Below are 16,835 nucleotides of genomic sequence, written 5' to 3'. Positions count from 1 at the left end.
ACGATTGTTTTGGGTCGGACCGACCCAAAACAATAAACGTGATCGATTCCAGTAGTTTAGAGCGGGAATCGGGCGGAAAAACGCGCACACTTTTCCTCATCCCGCTCTATCGACCCGGCGGCTCGTCCGCCGGGCAATCCGCCTCGGAGCCGCGCATGCAAGACTTTCTCGAATTCCGATCCATCTCCAAAGGCTATCCCGGCGTCCAGGCGCTGTCGGACGTCTCGTTTACCGTGCGCAAGGGCGCCGTTCACGGTCTCATGGGCGAGAACGGCGCGGGCAAGTCGACGCTCATCCGCCTGCTGTCCGGTGACCAGGCAGCCGACGAGGGTGAGATCCGTATTGAAGGCGAGGCGCAAGGCTATCGCTCCGTGCGCGATGCCTTTCGGGCCGGTGTCATCGTCATCCATCAGGAACTGCAGCTCGTTCCGGAACTGACGGTGGCCGAAAATCTCTGGCTCGGCCACTTCCCCGGCAAGGGCGGTGTCATCGATCGCCGCCAGTTGATCCGTGTCGTCGGCGAGAAGCTTACGGAAATCGGCATCGACGTCGATCCGTCCGCCAAGATTGCTTCGCTCTCGATCGGCGAACGCCAGATGGTCGAGATCGCCAAGGCGGTCATGCTCGATGCACGCGTCATTGCGCTCGACGAGCCGACATCGTCGCTGTCCTCGCGAGAAAGCGAAATCCTCTTTGCGCTCATCGAACGCCTGCGCTCGAACGGCACCGTGATCCTCTACGTATCCCACCGCCTCGATGAGATTTTCCGCCTCTGCGACAGCCTGACGGTATTGCGCGACGGCAAGCTTGCCGCCCACCATCCTGACATTTCCAAGGTGACGCGCGACCAGATCATCGCCGAGATGGTCGGGCGCGAGATCGCCGACATCTGGGGCTGGCGGGGTCGCGATCTCGGACCCGAGCGCCTGCGCGTCGAGGCGATCGCTGGGCCGAAACTGAAAACGCCTTTAAGCTTCTCCGTCCGGCGCGGCGAAATCCTCGGCTTCTTCGGCCTGATCGGTGCCGGCCGCAGCGAAATGGCACGGCTCGTCTACGGCGCGGACACGCGCTACCAGGGAACGGTCGTGATCGACGGTGCGAAGGTGCCGGCCGACAGCCCGCCGCAATCGATCCGCGCCGGCATGGTGCTGTGCCCGGAGGACCGCAAGTTCGACGGCATCGTCCAGGGGCGCAGCATCGAGGAGAACATGGCGATCTCGTCGCGCCGGCACTTTTCGCTTTTCGGCGTCCTCGATCTCAAGAAGGAAGCGGAGCTTGCCGACCGCTTCATCGCCAAGCTTCGGATACGCACGCCCTCGCGCAAGCAGGACATCATCAACCTCTCCGGTGGCAACCAGCAGAAGGTCATCCTCGGCCGCTGGCTTTCCGAACAGGGCGTGAAGGTGCTCGTGATCGACGAGCCGACGCGCGGCATCGACGTGGGCGCCAAGTCGGAGATCTATGAAATCCTCTACGATCTCGCCGCGGAAGGCATGGCGATCGTCGTCATCTCCAGCGAGCTGCCGGAGGTGATGGGCATCACCGACCGCATCCTCGTCATGTGCCAGGGCCGGATCGCGGCCGAGATCGCGCGCGCCGATTTCGACGAACGCCGCATCCTCGCCGCCGCCCTTCCCGATGTGGCAAACGCCAGCGAACTTCCAACCGAGCAGGTTCAGCCGTCATGACTTCACTGAAAAAACTTCTTCTCGGCGAACAGGGTCTCGTCGTCATCTTCGCCGTCGCCTTCGCCATCGTGGCGCTGACGGTTCCGAACTTCCTGACGGAGCGCAACATGCTCGGTCTCCTGCAGTCGGTCGTCACCATCGGCATCGTCGCCTGTACGATGATGTTCTGCCTCGCCTCGCGTGACTTCGATCTTTCGGTCGGCTCCACCGTTGCCTTTTCCGGCATGGCCGCCGTCATGGCTTCGAACGCTTCGGGCTCGATTCTCGTCGGCCTCATCGCGGCGCTGATCTGCGGTGGCATCGTCGGCCTCGTCAATGGCGTGGTGATTGCGCACTTCCGCATCAACGCGCTGATCACGACGCTTGCCACCATGCAGATCGTGCGCGGCTTCGCACTGATCGCCTCCGACGGTCGCGCCGTTGGCATCAACGATCCGGGGTTCTACCAGCTGGCGCTGTCGAAGTTCCTCGGCATCCCGACGCCGATCTGGGTGATGGGCGTCTTCTTCGTCGTCTTCGGCTTCGTGCTCAACCGCACCGTCTTCGGCAAGAACACACTGGCGATCGGCGGCAATCCCGAAGCCTCGCGCCTTGCCGGCGTCAACGTCTCCAACATGCGCATCTGGATCTTTGCGCTGCAGGGTCTTGTCTGCGCCGTTGCCGGCGTTCTCCTTGCCTCACGCATCACCTCGGGCCAGCCGAATGCGGCGACGGGCCTCGAGCTCTCGGTCATTTCGGCCTGCGTGCTCGGCGGCGTCTCGCTTGCCGGCGGCCGTGCGGCAATGACCGGCGTGATCGTCGGCGTTCTCATCATGGGCATCGCCGAGAACGTCATGAACCTGCTCAACATCCAGGCCTTCTACCAGTATGTCGTACGCGGACTGATCCTTCTGCTGGCCGTGCTGCTCGACAATCTGCGCTCGGCCGCCGCCGGCCGGCGCGGCTAACGCATGGCGGAAGACACCGTCCTTCTCGAGAATGACGACGGGCTCACCGTCGAAGTGAGCCCGCTCGGCGGCGCCCTCCTCGCCGTCCGCTGGCGTGGCACGCCGGTGCTCGCGCCGACGCCAGCTCCAGGTCTTGCCTCGAAGGTGCTCGGCGCCGAAGCGTGCTTCCCACTCGTGCCCTTCGGCAACCGCATTAAGGACAATGGCTTCCACTTCGAAGGCCACGATTACACTCTGACGCCCAACACGTCCGATGCGCTGGTTCTGCACGGCGATGCCTGGCTTCAGCGCTGGTCGATCCTTCGCCGGGACGGACATTCGCTTGCGCTGCACTACCGGCAGGAGGCAAGCGCCGTCACGCCCTTCGCCTATGAAGCGGTGCAGACGATAACGATCGATGGTGCGAAGCTGACCCTTTCGCTCGCCATCACCAACCGCGCCGCGCGGGCGCTCCCCTACGGACTGGGCCTTCATCCCTATTTTCCGCGCCGGCGGGGAATGCGCCTCTTTGCCCACGCCGACCGCTATTGGACGGAACGGGAGAACCACCTGCCGGGCGCAATGCAGCCAGTTCCGCAAGATTTGAACTTCACGGCCGGCGCGCCGCTACCACCGGGCTGGCTGAACAATGTCTTCGAGGGCTGGGACGGCAAGATGCGCATCGAGTGGCCGGAAACCGGCCTTGCGCTTTCGCTGGATGCGGACGAGACCTTTCGCTTCTTCGTCCTCTATTCGCCCTCCATCGATGCCGACTTCTTCTGCTTCGAGCCGATGAGCCACCGACCGAACGCCCACCACCAGCCCGAAAACGGCGGTCTCGTCAGACTGGCGCTGGGAGAAGTCTTGAACGGCACCGTCACATTGCGGGTCGATCAACTGGGACCGTCAACGACCTAGCTATGCCTTCAGGAGGTTGGCCATCCGGTCCCGACCGGAAATCCTGAGGTTGTCAAAGCTTCAGTGATTCACGGAGAACCGGAGGAACAGGCCGATCAAAGGTGCGGCCGTGTATGCCGCTCTTCGGATGCGCCTGCGGTAGCTCTACGCGCCGTATCGTGCGCATCTTTGCGTGACGGGCAAGCACGATCTTGATGCCAATCAACAGGGGAGCGGCGAACAGGAAGAGCAGAGCGACCGCGGCGAATGCAGCGTCGAAGGCGATCACGGTCGACTGCCCTGTCACCATACGACCGACTAAGTTCGTCGCTGCCCGGCCGGCTGCGACCGGATCCAGCCCTTTCGCCGTAAGCATGGCCGTGGTGGCCGCCAGCCGCTCGAGGACAGCGGCTCCGCCGGTGGTGACGTTCGCGCCGAGCACCGCGACATTCGCGACCACATTGTGATCGATCATCGTCTGGAGTGCCGCAACACCCATGAGGCCTCCAAGCTGGCGGCCCGTGTTGAAGAGGCCGATACCGGCAGCGAGTTTTCGGCGGTCGAGGTCGCTGAAAGCGATCAAGGTGATCGACAGAAACAGAAAGCCAAGCCCAAGACCGCGCAACAGGACCGCAGCCATCATGTCATCCGCGCCGCTTTCGCTGGTCGACCCGGACAGCATCCACATGGCCGCCATGATCATCAGAATACCAAAGGGAACGGTCGCGAATGGAGGGATGCGGCGAACCTGGATGAGAAAGGCGGCAACAAGCAGGGCGCCGGCGAAAAGCATACCGCTCGGCAACAGGAGCTGACCCGCATCTGTCGGCGTGAACGCGAGAACCGATATGGCAAATGACGGGATCAGGAATGCGCTCCCGAACAATGCGGCGCCGGCAACGAAACTGACGATGAAGGCGAAGGAAAAATCGCTCGATCCGAACAGGGTGAAATCGAGCAGGCCGCGCCCCAGAACTTGCTGACCAAGAAAGGCCAGCAGCGCCGCAATGCCGATCGCCGTCAGCCAAAAAATGCGAGGCTCCTCAAGCCAGTCCCATCGGCTACCCTGGCTAAGGACATAGGTGCTGCAGGAAAGCGTGATGGAAAGCAGCACGAAGCCGATCCAGTCGAACGGCCGGTGCGTGGTTTTAGCTCCCACCCGATCGCCCGCGGTCAGGAGGAGCCCTGCCGCCGCAAGCGACAAGGGGACATTGCCGAAGAAGATCCAGGTCCAGGAATGGTTGTCCACCAGCCAGCCCTGAAGCGCCGGCGCGACCGTCGCGGGAGCAACCACGGCTCCGATGGCAAACAGGGCCTGCAGGAGCGGCTGGCGGGATCGCGGATAGGCAAGAAAGATGACCGTCTGTCCGGCGACCAGAAGGACGCCGCCGGCGAAACCCTGAACTACTCTGAGAGCGACCAGGAGCTCCAGCCGAACGGTAGCTGCTGCGATGCAGCAGGCTAGGCCCATGGCCAGCGTCGAGACGATGATGAGGTTCACCGGTCGCACTTGGCTGAGCAGCCAAGGCGCCACCATGAAGCCGACGAGCTTGAGCGTAGTGTAGCCGATATCAAGCCAGGCGAATTCGTCTGAAGTGGCATGGATGTCGCCAATGATGTCGCTTCGCCCGAGCGAGAGGACGGTGCTGGCGACCGCCTCCGTCAGCGCGGCCAGCACAACGCCCGTCAAGAGAAGCACGCCTGCGGCCGATGCATCGCGGTTTGATATCGCAGCGGCGGTCACGACCCGCTCTCCAGATCAACCTCGACACGGGCCGACAGGCCAGGCACGAGCCGGCCGGGCAACGGATTGCCCATGAACCGGATTTTGACCGGTACGCGCTGGACGACGCGGACAAAATTCCCCGTCGCGTTATCCGCCGGGAGCAGGCTGAAAGCGGATCCGCTGCCAGGGGCGAAACTGTCGACCGTGCCTTGAAGGCGCTCGTTCGGGTAACCGTCGACGGTGATGTGAACGCGCTGTCCCGGTCGGATTTCTTCGAGCTGCGTTTCCTTGAAGTTTGCTACGATCCAGACATCATCGATCGGGACGATGTCGAGCAAGGCGTTGCCAGGCGCCACGAACCGTCCGACGCGAACCTGGCGATTGCCGATAACGCCATCGACCGGCGCACGGACGACTGTGCTGTCGAGGTCGATCTGGGCGAGATCCCGGGCCGCCCTCGCCTGGGCCACGGCGGCGACGGCCGCTTCGCGCTGGGCGGCGAGAACGGCGATGCGCTGCCGCTGCGCCTCGACCGTCGCGGAAGCCGCCGAAACGCTCGCCTCCGCTCGCGATCGCGCCGCTTCGCTTTCATCGACATGAGCCTGACTGATGGTGTTGCTGCGAATGAGTTCGCGCCGACGCTCGTAGGCTTTCGCCGCCAGATTCATCTCAGCTACCGCCGAGCGCTTCTGCGCTTCTGCCTGCCGGATGAGGACGTGCTGAAGCTCGGTCTCGGCATCGACGTTGACGAGCCGCGCCTCGGCCGCGTGCACATTGGCAACAGCCTGTGCAAATTGCGCCCGATAGTCCCTGTCATCGATCCGGAAGAGGATGTTACCCCTTCGCACAGCCTGATTGTCCCCAACATCTAAGGCCGTGACATATCCGGAGACCTTCGGTGCGAGCGACGTCACGTCCCCTCGGACATAGGCGTTGTCGGTCGTCGCCGCTCCGTGCGAACGGCTCCAGGCCCACCCGCCGGCCACAGCAACAACGGCGCCGAGGCAGAGCATCAGGCCGGCGAGCTTTTTCTTGTTGGGCCGCGCGAGGGGAGCGGTCGCAGTGTCTTCGCCGGTGGCCATGGCAACCTTCTCCTCGAACGTGTCCATCGTCTTCGTTTCCTATTGATGTCGGGCAAGGCCAAAAGCCTGTCAGTTCATTCACCGATCGGCGTTGTCAGTTCCGTTTCGCCGGTGTCGACAACAAATACCGCGAGCAGTCGTGCGGGCTCCGTCTCGCTGCCGTTCGCGCTGACGCCGTGGCGGGAGCCCGGCTCTTCGTAGAAGTTTTCGCCGACTCCATAGACCTTTTCCGGCACGCCGTTGACGCTGCTGCGGATCGAGCCCTCAAGCACGGTCGCATATATGAAAGCGGACTTTGGATGGGTGTGCGCGGGCGATCCACCGCCTGGGCCATATTCGACGAGCACGCCCTTCATGCTCTTGCCGGGAACATTCGGAATAGGACGATCGAAGACGACCGTCACCTTGCCGGCAGGCCGGTCGGCAGCCGACGCTTGGGCGATCGAGAGGACGATTATGGCCGAAGCCGAGAGAAAACGGGCAAGCATTGCACTTCTCCTTTTCCTTTGATGAGCCGAAGGCGGGCTTAAGAGGGTCGAGGCGCGCGTCTCAGCGTGCAGCGTTCTGGCCAAGCCAGTCATCGAAGTGGATCGCGCCGAGGCGCGGGTCCTTGCCGGGTGTCAGCGATTGGTCGTCGAGAACGGCACCGAAGTAACGCGCGCGAACGTCCGGTACGACATTGCGCCCATCCTGAGTCGCCCGCAGGAAGCGTCTGACAACTTCGTCGAGCGGTATGGCGTCTGGTCCGGCGACTTCGATCGTTGCATTAAGCGGCGGCGCGAGCGCGACGTCGGCAAGCGCGGCGGCGACGTCGTCCGAGGCGATCGGCTGAAACAGCGCTGGTGACAGGCGAACCTCATTGCCGACGGTCGCCGATTGGGCGATGCCGCCAACGAACTCGAAGAACTGCGTTGCGCGCAGGATGGTATAGGGAATGCCGGACGCCTTGATGAGAGTTTCCTGCGCAACCTTGGCGCGAAAATAGCCGTTTTCGGGAAGACGCTCACTGCCGACGATCGAGAGCGCGACGTGATGGCGCACGCCGGCCGCGGCTTCGGCCGCAAGCAGGTTGCGACCGGACGTTTCGAAGAAGTCGAGGACTGCCTGGTCTTCCCAGACCGGCGCATTGGCGACGTCGACGACGATCTGCGCGCCGTCCATCGCTTCGGCCAGACCTTCGCGGGTGATGGTGTTGACGCCCGTATTGGGGGCAGCCGCGAGCACGTCATGGCCCAGTTCGCGAAGGTTCTTCACAAGTTTCGACCCGATGAGGCCCGTGCCTCCGACGACAACGATCTTCATGAGCTCTCTCCAACTTTCCGACGCAACCACTGCAATCGATGGAGGAAATATGGCAGCCAGGGTCCGGGAAGTCCCCCAACCGAGATTGAATTGTCCTTCAGGCGAGCTTGGTTTTTCGTCCAAAACGGCACTTGCCGGACCGGCATCACAGCCGCGGACGGTGCACCCCGTTACACCCCGTGTTATCAATAGCCGTGTTATCAATATCAGACACGAACAGCCAATTGCCTCGGCCCAGAGCCATGGGCGCCTGGCCAGGGAACACCGATCTTGCAGTTCATGTTTGGAGACTACGTGCTCGATCAGCAGCGCCGGGAATTGGCGCTGAAGGGTGAGATCGTGGCTATCGGTCCCCAGGTCTTCGACCTGCTCCTTTATCTCGTCACCAACTGCGACCGCGTCGTTAGCAAGGATGATCTGCTGGAGGCGGTGTGGGCCGGCCGGATTGTCTCTGACTCGACGATTACCAGCCATATCAACGCGGTCCGCCGGGCCATCGGCGACAATGGCGAGGAGCAGCGCCTGGTCCGCACGGTGGCGCGCAAGGGTTTCCGCTTCGTCGGCGCGATCACCATCGAAAAGTCAGGGGAGCCCGACGGGTCCGATACAGTTGGGCAAGCCGCCAGCAAACTGCGGGACGCGCCTGCGGTTCTTGTCCTTCCCGACAAGCCCTCCATTACCGTCCTGCCGTTCCAGAATCTGAGCGGCGATCCCGGGCAGGACTACTTTGCCGACGGGGTGGTGGAAGACATCATTACGGCCCTGTCGCGGATCCGCTGGCTGTTCGTGATCGGCCGCAATTCGAGCTTTACCTACAAGGGCCGGGCGATCGATGTGACGGATGTCGGGCGGGAACTCGGCGTGCGTTACGTCTTGGAGGGAAGCGTCCGCAAGGCAGGCAGCAGGGTGCGCATCACCGGGCAGTTGATCGATGCCACGAGCGGAGCGCATCTCTGGGCGGAGCGCTTCGAAGGCATGCTCGACGACATCTTCGAACTCCAGGACCAGATCGCTCAAAGCGTCGTGGGGGCGATCTCGCCGCAACTCGAACGAGCAGAGATCGAGCGTGCGAAGCGTAAGCCGACCGAAAGTCTGGACGCTTACGATTACTACCTGCGCGGAATGGCGAAGCTGCACAGCGGCACCCACGAGGCGATCGAGGCAGCGCTGCCTTTGTTCTACAAGGCAATCGAGCTCGATCCCGAGTTTGCCTCCGCCTATGCCGGAGCCGCCTGGTGCTATTTCTGGCGCAAGCTCAACGGCTGGATGGTCGATCGGGAAAAAGAGATCGACGAAGGCATGCGCCTGGCACGGCTGGCGGTGGAACTCGGGCGCGACGATGCGGTGGCGCTGACCAGAGGTGGCCATGCCATTGGCCATCTCGCCGGCGATCTCGACGGCGGCATCGCTCTCATCGATCGCGCGAGGCTGCTCAATCCCAACTTCGCCCCTGCCTGGTTTCTCGGTGGTTTCCTGCGAATCTTCCGCGGCGAGACGGAGGGCGCGATGGACAATCTTGCCCACGCCGTTCGCCTCAGCCCGCTGGATCCGGAGATGTTTCGCATGCAGGCCGGGACCGCGCTCGCGCATTTCTGCGCCGGTCGGTTCGATTCCGCGGCCGTCTGGGCCGAGAAGGCGCTTGGAAACCTGCCGAGCTTGCTGGTTGCGGTTGCGCTGCTTGCGGCGAGCCAGGCGCTCGCCGGACGGCAGGAAGAGGCCCGACAGGCCATGCAGCGACTGCGTTTGCTTGATCCGACTTTGAGAGTTTCTAACCTCAAGAACTGGCTTCCGATTCACAGGGCGGCAGACCTCGCGCGCTTCGCCGAGGGCCTGCGACTGGCGGGATTACCGGAGTAGCGACACGAGCGCGTCATCCTGCTTCCGACCGTCAGTGCATCATCGAGGACTGTCTGCGATGCCGAGCGCCTGTCTGCGAAGACAGCGCTCTTTCTATCCTGAGCGCGCGCTCTGCCTGAGGTCGGCAAGCAACGCTTCTGCCTCCCACGCCTTCGGCCCGGAGGCGGCGGCCTCCTTGACTAGCGTGCACAGCCGCGCGTTGACCGGTGCCCGACGATCAAGCCTTGCCGCAAGCGCGACGACTGCGCCATTGATCCAATCCACTTCGGGGAAGCGGCCGGCGGCAAGGTCGTCGGCCATGGAGGAGCGCGCCGTGGGGTCGATCTTCAGCATGCGACCGGCAATGATCCGGAACAGGGCATCCGGCAGGCTCAGGACGGGCGGCAGCCAAGCTGGTGGCAGCGGTGTCAGGCGTGCCGGCTGGAGGCGCCCCTCAGCGGCCAGCAGCGAAAGTGCTTCCCGCTGGGCAATCGCCAGACAAAGGCGAAAGCCCCGCATCCGGAGCTCTTCACGCAAGGGCAAGCCGGAGAGCGCGTTGATCGCGTTGTTGAGGTTCATCAGCAGCTTCGCCCATTGCACCGCTTCCATATCGCCGCGCAGGTCGAGCGCCAGTCCCGCGGCCCTGAAGAGCGGTACGGCCGCGGCCGTCACCGGGTCGTCCTCGACGGCAATGCTCCCTTCCGTTGCACGATGCAGATGAGCCGGTCCGGGTGCCGTCACGTTGAACGGAACCATGCCGCGCAGGATTTTGGCAGACGGCAGAAGCTGCTGCAGGATCGCTGTGTTGCTCACCCCATTCTGAAGGCTGAGGACGCGAATGCCGGAGCGTAGCACCGCGCAGAGCTCTTTCGCAGCAACCGCGGTCTGCCCGGACTTGACCGTCAGGAGGATGAGATCGCAAGCCGCCAGGCGAGAAACCGACTCGGAGTAGACGACCCGTTCGGGCGCGACGAAATCGTCACGTCCGTCCAGATCGGTGAGGCGCAATCCATCTTTCTGCCAGGCGGCACCGCGGGCCGACCGGCCGACGAAAACGACCTCCGCGCCACCAGCCAAAAGGCACCCGCCGACAAAACCGCCGACCGCGCCGGCACCGAACACTCCGATCTTCACGACACCCGCCCCCTCCCGCATGCCTGGGAGTATAGGCCGGCATCGTCGCTTTCCAACTCGTCGTTCATGATCGAGCGGAAACGCCTTGACTGAGCCAGATGCTGCCGACGACCGACAGGATGCCGACAAGCTGAAAGGCATTCAAGGACTGGCCCAGGAATACCCATCCGAGCAGGACGGCGGTCAGCGGGCTCAGGAAGAGAAGCGCCGACACCGCCGCCGAATCCACCCGACCGATGCCGCGAAACCAGAGAACATAGGTCAGCGCCGCGCCGATCAGGCTCAACCAGGCGAGCGCAAGCAGATTGGGAACGGTCGGCAACGGCACCGCCGGCTCGAAGACAAGGGCGACGGGAACGAGGAGCAAGCCACCGGCCGTAAGCTGCCAGGCCGTGGAGGTGAGCAGCGATTCCGGCGACTTCCATCTTCGGGCCAGGACATTGCCGAAGGCCATGGAAACTGCCCCGGCAAGACCGGCTGCGATCCCGACCTCGTCGAGTGCGGCCTGCGGTGTCAGCACCAAAAGGGCCACACCGACAATGCCGACCATGGCCGCGACAACCGACAAGGGGCGGATCGGCGCCTTCAGGAGAAGCGCCGCGATGAAGACGACGACCAAAGGCTGGACCGCCGCAACGGTTGCAGCGACGCCGCCTGGAAGCCGATAGGCTGCGACGAACAGCATGCTCAGAAAGATCGAGATGTTGAGCGCGCCGAGCGCAAAGGCGCGAAACCACCAGATGCCGGTCGGCAGTCGCCGGACGATCAGCAGCAGGAGCAATCCGGCTGGCAATGCGCGCAACAGGGAGACCGTCAGCGGCGAGAAGCCCTGCAGGAACTCGGTGGCGACGATATAGGTGCTGCCCCAAATGACGGGAGCGATTGCCGTGAAGGTGATATCGGAAAGGTCGGCTTTCATGAGAAGTGAAGAACCTCGGCGAGCGGTCGGCGTGGTTTTTGCGGCCAGTTTCCGGGTGCAGCGCGGCCAACCGCGACAAGCATTGCCGGCAGTTCGTCCGGCCCCAGATTGAATTCCTGCGCCACGCCCTCGGCATCGAAGCCTCCCATCGCGCCGGACGACAGTCCCAACGCTTCGGCGGCGTAGATCAGGGTCGCGGCACCGAGGGTCGCCGAACGCACCGCTTCGTCGCGGGCAACCTTTGCATCGGCATATTGCGCGCGCACGGCTTCCTGCCAACCGGAGACCATCTCGGTTTGCATGTATCCAGTCTCGACGAAGGGACGCAGCCTGGCAGCGAGCGCCGCGTGATCGGGCAGCAGGCCGCAGATGATGAAGGTGACGGCGGCTTCCGAGACCTTGGCTTGCCCGTGCGCCACCTCACGCAGCCTGGCTTTGCCTTCCGGTGTGCGCACAGCGATGAATCGCCAGTTCTGAAGATTGTAGGCCGTTGGCGCGTGGGTCGCGAGGCGCACCAGTTCCTCGATTTCCGCGTCCGCCAACGCATGGGTCGCATCGAACCGATTGGCGGACGCGCGCCGTTCGATGAGGGCGATCATGGGATGTGTCATTCTTTGAGTCCGATTGAAGGTCATTCGGACCGACCGTATTGAAATCACCCGCGATTGATAATATCGCCATTTCACAAGACATCATTCACCGGTGGAAAACTATCGTGGATCGCTATACCGCCCTCCAGGTCTTCCGCCACGTGGCCGAACTCGGCAGTTTTGCCGAGGCCGGGCGTAAGCTCGGCCTGTCTCCTGCCGCAATCAGCAAGAATGTTGCCGAGCTCGAAGCAAGCGTCGGCGCGCGGCTCATCAACCGAACCACGCGACGCATGGCGCTGACGGACGAGGGGAAACTCTATCTCGAGCATGTCGTGCGCGGACTGGATGCATTGAAGGATGCCGACGCGGCGCTATCGCCCATCCGGCAAACGCCGGGCGGAACGTTACGCGTCGCCGCTCCGATGACCGTGACACTGATGCGACTTTCCTCCGTCATCCCCGAGTTCCTGTCCCGCTACCCGGACCTCAAGCTCGATCTGCATCTCGACGACAGGCGCGTCGATATCGTGCGGGAGGGATTCGATCTCGCCATTCGCGGCAGCGACAACCTGGAGGATTCAAGCCTGATCGCCAGGAAACTCGCGGTCATGCCGCATGTCGTCTGTTCGGCACCCGCCTATTTCGAGGCGCATGGCGAACCGACGGACCCCGTGGACCTGAAATCGCACAACTGTATCCGCTTCAGTCTTTCGGGCCATGCGGACTTATGGGAGTTTCGCAAGGGCAGTCGAACTGAAAAGGTGACCGTGAAAGCCCGCTATTCCGTGACGTCAAGCCTTGCCGTTCGCGACGCACTGCGCGCCGGCTTCGGGATCAGCCTGATACCCCTTCCTTATGTGGAAGACGACCTGAGGACCGGTCGACTGCAGCGTGTACTCTCCGATTGGGATGCGGTCGAAACCACGCTCTACGCCATCTACCCCTCGCGACAGCACGTCGCGCCGAAGATCCGGGCGTTTCTCGATTTTCTCGCCGAAACATTCAGCAGCCCGTAGTCACGCGTCCGGGCGCCGCGATCAGGCCGTCGCGCGACCGGCAGGTGATCTGGCCGCTGCAAGCAGAAAACGTCTGGCCCTGTTCCCTGGGAAACATCGGCCAGGCGATGCGCCAGGTTACCGGCACTCGGACCAGATCCCGAAGGATGACCTTATGCGCCTGCTTGCCGCCACCCTCTTCGCTCTCAGCCTTGCCGGCCCGGCCAATGCGGCTGATCTGATGACGTTCTGGGACAAGCCCCAGCATGGCGGCAACAGTTTCAACCGGCTGCCGCCGGACGAGGCCTATTTCAAGGCATTGGCGGGCTATGGCGCCACGTGGGTGCGCCTTTCCTACGACAAGTGGAAGCCGGCAAAACGCGACTACCTGATCGGCGACGCCGACAGATATGCGGGTATTCCGGCCGCCGATCTCGAAACGTTGAAGGCGACGCTCGACCGCGCCGACGAGGCCGGGCTCAAAGTCGTGATCGCACCGCTGTCGCTGCCAGGCATGCGCTGGGCCCAGAACAACGACAATACATTCGACGGCCGGCTTTGGCGCGACAAGGCCTGGTGGGACCAGGCGGCAAATTTCTGGCGGGATCTGGCGCGTGAATTGAAGGACCATCCGGCGGTCGCCGCCTACAACATCGTCAACGAACCGGCACCGGAGAAGAACAACGGCCTTGCCGAGCACGCCGATCCGCAGGCGATGCAGGCCTGGTACGCCAGCACGCAAGGCAGCGCCGCGGATCTGGGAGCCTTCTACGAGACCATCATCACCGCCATCCGCGCGGTCGATCCGGCAACACCCATCATGGCAGATGCCGGCTGGTATGGGGCAGCTGACGCGTTTTCCTACTGGCCGTCAGGGCTCACGGACCAGAAGGTGCTCTACAGCTTTCACATGTACGAACCCTATGCGGCGACGAGCGCGCCCAACATCAAGCGCGACAAACCCTATGCCTATCCGGGCAAGGTGCCCTTTGGCGAAGGCGAAGAGACCTGGGACAAGGCGCGAATGGCCGGCTATCTGGCAAAGCCGGTTCAATGGGCCAAGGACAGGGGCATCCCGCTCAATCGTCTCGTTGCCGGCGAATTTGGCTGTATGCGGCGCTGGTCGGGCTGCAAGACCTATCTCGAGGACGTGTTGACAGCGCTCGACAAGGACGATCTGCACTGGGCCTTCTACAGCTTCCGCGAAGATGCCTGGGATGGCATGGACTATGAGCTCGGCTCGAGGGCCGTGGCCTGGGAATATTGGCAGCAGATGGAAGCCAACGAGCGCGACACGACGCCGCGCAAGTCGACGCTGGAGTTTGCGCCCATCAGCAGGCGCCTTGCCAATGATCGGTGATCAGTTTTGCCGGAGCGCTTGGAATCTGGCTGTACGGTGGCCGAACCGTCACAAAGCGCTCCATTGCTACGCACATCACGTCGCGGCCTTCGCCCAACCAATCGGACCCGATCCGCTTGGAAAAAGGGCAAGAATCGTTAGAACAACTTTTAACCTTGCGAGCGCCGCGACGTCCGTGGTGCATTGAAAACTTGGGGCATGTCTGTGGAGACGACCGGGGCGGCCGACGCCGACACACGAAAGCGAACGATTTCCCTGTCGCGCACGCTGGCGATCGTGATGGCGGCGTTGGTGGCGCTGACCGCCGCCGTCATCCTCTCCGTCGTCTGGTATATGTCGGCCGGTGCAACCCGCGAATTACTCGCCCAATCGGCCCATCTCGGCCTCGACGCCGTCCAGACGAAAATCGGCAGCCGGTTCGCCCCGGTTGAGGACCAGCTGGCGTTCCTCGCCAAGGAAGTCGGGGCCGGACGCCTCGATCCGAGCGACACCCTGGCCCTGGAGCGCGTAATGACTGGTGCGCTGGCGGCGACCCCGCAGGTTCGCGTGCTCTCCTTCGTCAGGCCAAACGGCGAAATCTTTGGTGTGACCCAGGGCCCCAAGGGGGTCTTTTCCTTCGCCGACACCATCAAGACCGACAACGAGCGCATGGAGATCGACCAGACGCGCCGCAGCGGCAAAGCCCAATGGGGGCCGGTCTATTTCGTTCCGGACCCGGCGATACGCACATCGGTCACAAACCGACAGCAACCGGCAAGCGCGGGAGACCAGTTTGCCGGCGTCTTCAGGGCAACGATCACGGTTGATGCCATTTCGGACTTCCTGCGCCAGATCGCCGTCTCGAATCCCGGGACGACACCCTTTGTCCTTTATGGCCGCGACCAGGTACTCGCCCATCCCCTGATGGCGTCGGGCCATCCATTGTTATCCGCGTCGCACCGGCTGCCGAAGCTTGACGAACTTGGCGATCCGTTCCTTGCTGCACTGTGGGAGGGGGAACCTCAGACCTTCCATGACTCCGCACTGGAAGCGCGCTTTGTGGAGGCGGGCCAAGACGACCGTGTCATTCTCACCCGCGAGATCAGCGGCTATGCACCGGCCCCTCTCATCGTCGGCGTCGAGATACCGATCGAATCCCTGGAAAAGCCTATATGGGACCTGCTGCGCGCCGGCATAGCCGGTCTCGTGGTCCTGCTCGCAGCTATTGTCATTGCATGGGTCGTCAGCCGCCTGATCGTTCGCCCGGTTGCCAGCATGGCGCATGAGGTCCGTGCCGTCGGCATGCTCGACTTTGCGGCTCTTCACCCCCTGCCCGGCAGCCTGTTCACCGAATTGAACGAGCAGGCGCGGGCCTACAATACGATGCTGACCGGGCTGCGTTGGCTCGAGACCTACGTGCCGAAGAAACTGGTACGCCATCTCCTTGGAAGCGGCGATCTCGTCTCGACGCAGCGAACGGTGACGATCATGTTTACCGACGTGGTCGATTTCACCGCCACGGCTGAAAAGACCACCGCTGCCGAAGTCGCCACGCTCCTGAACAGGCATTTCGACTTGCTCGGCCGTTGCATCGAGGATGAAGGCGGCACGATCGACAAGTTCATCGGCGATTGCGTGATGGCATTTTGGGGCGCCCCCGATGACCAGCCGGATCACGCCGATCGCGCCATGCGCGCGGCCCGCGCCATTACCCTCGCGGTCGCGGAGGACAACGCGGACCGGCGTCGGCAGGGACTGTCTCCCCTCCGCGTGCGCGTCGGCGTCCATTCCGGGCCGGTCATTTCGGGTAATATCGGCACGAGCGGGCGGTCCGCCTACACGATCGTCGGCGATGCGGTGAACGTGTGCAATCGCCTGGAGCAGCTCGGCAAGTCGGTTGCGCCAAATGAAGAGATCGTCGTGCTCCTGAGCGGTGAAACAGTCGGTTTCCTGACCGAAGACCGCTCCGACCTCACACCACTTGGCAAACACTGCCTTCCCGGTCGGACGGAACAGACGGAAATCTACCGGTTGCCGACCAAAGCGGGATAGGCGGCCCGCCGGTGCCGCCGGTCTGCTCAGTTCGTTGCCATTCGCCTCCAGGAGAAATCGGCCGCGCTCCGGCTGTCGGTATGCGTCCGCAGTGACGGACAATGGGCGCTGCCCGCGCTCCGCCTTTTCGGTCTTCTCGCAGGTGACAGACAATCCTGAAGCGCATTCGTCGGCGGGCAGCGCGCGCTGCGAGCAGACCCTTTCAGAATTTCGGATGGCTGCTGATAAAAATGCTGCTTTTCGCCGGCTGGAAAGCAAAATTTAACCATACTTCTCCATCCTTTGTCCATCAGTCGTCAAGAAGGGGACAATCCGGAAAGTCGCGTAGCGATGGTCGCTCGCCGGCCTG

The 16,835-nt window shown here is 63.1% G+C and carries 14 protein-coding genes; 7 read left to right on the top strand and 7 right to left on the bottom strand.

Annotated elements, in window-relative coordinates:
* Window positions 1-155 precede the first annotated feature (155 nt).
* Genes araG through AC0C6X_RS14275 form a run of 3 tightly spaced genes read left to right on the top strand, consistent with a single transcriptional unit; the run spans window position 156 to window position 3,532 of the window.
* On the top strand, window positions 156-1,688 hold the full coding sequence (gene araG / locus AC0C6X_RS14285) for an L-arabinose ABC transporter ATP-binding protein AraG (RefSeq protein ID WP_173519048.1): 1,533 nt from the start codon (window positions 156-158) through the stop codon (window positions 1,686-1,688).
* Window positions 1,685-2,635, top strand: coding sequence for an L-arabinose ABC transporter permease AraH (araH, locus tag AC0C6X_RS14280; RefSeq protein WP_173519049.1), 951 nt, complete (start codon window positions 1,685-1,687; stop codon window positions 2,633-2,635). The genes araG and araH overlap by 4 nt, the downstream gene beginning before the upstream one ends.
* A 3-nt stretch (window positions 2,636-2,638) precedes the next feature.
* Complete coding sequence (locus AC0C6X_RS14275; RefSeq protein ID WP_472953677.1) at window positions 2,639-3,532, top strand: aldose 1-epimerase; 894 nt, start codon at window positions 2,639-2,641, stop codon at window positions 3,530-3,532.
* A 52-nt stretch (window positions 3,533-3,584) separates the two neighbouring features.
* On the opposite strand, the gene AC0C6X_RS14270 is transcribed toward AC0C6X_RS14275, so the two are convergent.
* From AC0C6X_RS14270 to AC0C6X_RS14255, 4 genes are all read right to left on the bottom strand, one after another.
* Entirely contained in the window at window positions 3,585-5,255 is a 1,671-nt protein-coding gene (locus tag AC0C6X_RS14270; protein ID WP_472953675.1) for a DHA2 family efflux MFS transporter permease subunit, read from the bottom strand.
* Complete coding sequence (locus AC0C6X_RS14265) at window positions 5,252-6,346, bottom strand: HlyD family secretion protein (RefSeq protein WP_472953673.1); 1,095 nt, start codon at window positions 6,344-6,346, stop codon at window positions 5,252-5,254. The genes AC0C6X_RS14270 and AC0C6X_RS14265 overlap by 4 nt, the downstream gene beginning before the upstream one ends.
* Before the next feature lie 47 nt (window positions 6,347-6,393).
* Window positions 6,394-6,807, bottom strand: a complete 414-nt coding sequence (locus AC0C6X_RS14260; protein ID WP_173519052.1) for a cupin domain-containing protein — start codon at window positions 6,805-6,807, stop codon at window positions 6,394-6,396.
* A 61-nt stretch (window positions 6,808-6,868) separates the two neighbouring features.
* Window positions 6,869-7,621: an SDR family oxidoreductase gene (locus AC0C6X_RS14255; RefSeq protein WP_173519053.1), complete on the bottom strand. Its 753-nt coding sequence runs from the start codon at window positions 7,619-7,621 to the stop codon at window positions 6,869-6,871.
* A gap of 270 nt (window positions 7,622-7,891) precedes the next feature.
* Between AC0C6X_RS14255 and AC0C6X_RS14250 the strand changes: the two genes are divergently transcribed.
* Window positions 7,892-9,478: a winged helix-turn-helix domain-containing tetratricopeptide repeat protein gene (locus tag AC0C6X_RS14250; protein ID WP_173519054.1), complete on the top strand. Its 1,587-nt coding sequence runs from the start codon at window positions 7,892-7,894 to the stop codon at window positions 9,476-9,478.
* 93 nt (window positions 9,479-9,571) lie between these two features.
* Here the strand turns inward: AC0C6X_RS14250 and AC0C6X_RS14245 are convergent, their stop codons facing one another.
* The 3 genes from AC0C6X_RS14245 to AC0C6X_RS14235 form a co-directional block, all read right to left on the bottom strand.
* Entirely contained in the window at window positions 9,572-10,591 is a 1,020-nt protein-coding gene (locus AC0C6X_RS14245) for a 2-dehydropantoate 2-reductase (protein WP_247958788.1), read from the bottom strand.
* A 64-nt stretch (window positions 10,592-10,655) separates the two neighbouring features.
* Window positions 10,656-11,510, bottom strand: coding sequence for an EamA family transporter (locus AC0C6X_RS14240; protein ID WP_472953670.1), 855 nt, complete (start codon window positions 11,508-11,510; stop codon window positions 10,656-10,658).
* Window positions 11,507-12,121 (bottom strand): nitroreductase family protein, encoded by a 615-nt coding sequence (locus tag AC0C6X_RS14235; protein ID WP_173519057.1) that lies wholly within the window; start codon window positions 12,119-12,121, stop codon window positions 11,507-11,509. Before AC0C6X_RS14235 ends, AC0C6X_RS14240 begins: the two co-directional genes overlap by 4 nt.
* Window positions 12,122-12,225: 104 nt before the next feature.
* On the opposite strand from AC0C6X_RS14235, the gene AC0C6X_RS14230 reads away from it, so the two are divergent.
* The 3 genes from AC0C6X_RS14230 to AC0C6X_RS14220 all read left to right on the top strand — a co-directional run bounded on the left by AC0C6X_RS14230 (window position 12,226) and on the right by AC0C6X_RS14220 (window position 16,486).
* Entirely contained in the window at window positions 12,226-13,116 is an 891-nt protein-coding gene (locus tag AC0C6X_RS14230; protein ID WP_472953668.1) for a LysR family transcriptional regulator, read from the top strand.
* 154 nt (window positions 13,117-13,270) lie between these two features.
* Window positions 13,271-14,455, top strand: a complete 1,185-nt coding sequence (locus tag AC0C6X_RS14225; protein ID WP_173519059.1) for a glycoside hydrolase family 5 protein — start codon at window positions 13,271-13,273, stop codon at window positions 14,453-14,455.
* Between the two features lie 198 nt (window positions 14,456-14,653).
* Window positions 14,654-16,486, top strand: a complete 1,833-nt coding sequence (locus tag AC0C6X_RS14220; RefSeq protein WP_472953666.1) for an adenylate/guanylate cyclase domain-containing protein — start codon at window positions 14,654-14,656, stop codon at window positions 16,484-16,486.
* Window positions 16,487-16,835: the final 349 nt, after the last annotated feature.

It is taken from the genome of Ensifer sp. VA4 (assembly GCF_055710065.1).
The sequence above is the reverse complement of the archived record's forward strand: the minus strand, read 5'-3'. Positions and strand labels throughout refer to the sequence as shown.

Coding starts and splice junctions, on each gene's coding strand:
- AC0C6X_RS14275 (WP_472953677.1), top strand. CDS start 2,639: ATGGCGGAAGACACCGTCCTTCTCGAGAATGACGACGGGCTCACCGTC.
- araG (WP_173519048.1), top strand. CDS start 156: ATGCAAGACTTTCTCGAATTCCGATCCATCTCCAAAGGCTATCCCGGC.
- AC0C6X_RS14225 (WP_173519059.1), top strand. CDS start 13,271: ATGCGCCTGCTTGCCGCCACCCTCTTCGCTCTCAGCCTTGCCGGCCCG.
- AC0C6X_RS14220 (WP_472953666.1), top strand. CDS start 14,654: ATGTCTGTGGAGACGACCGGGGCGGCCGACGCCGACACACGAAAGCGA.
- AC0C6X_RS14265 (WP_472953673.1), bottom strand. CDS start 6,346: ATGGACACGTTCGAGGAGAAGGTTGCCATGGCCACCGGCGAAGACACT.
- AC0C6X_RS14235 (WP_173519057.1), bottom strand. CDS start 12,121: ATGACACATCCCATGATCGCCCTCATCGAACGGCGCGCGTCCGCCAAT.
- araH (WP_173519049.1), top strand. CDS start 1,685: ATGACTTCACTGAAAAAACTTCTTCTCGGCGAACAGGGTCTCGTCGTC.
- AC0C6X_RS14240 (WP_472953670.1), bottom strand. CDS start 11,510: ATGAAAGCCGACCTTTCCGATATCACCTTCACGGCAATCGCTCCCGTC.
- AC0C6X_RS14260 (WP_173519052.1), bottom strand. CDS start 6,807: ATGCTTGCCCGTTTTCTCTCGGCTTCGGCCATAATCGTCCTCTCGATC.
- AC0C6X_RS14255 (WP_173519053.1), bottom strand. CDS start 7,621: ATGAAGATCGTTGTCGTCGGAGGCACGGGCCTCATCGGGTCGAAACTT.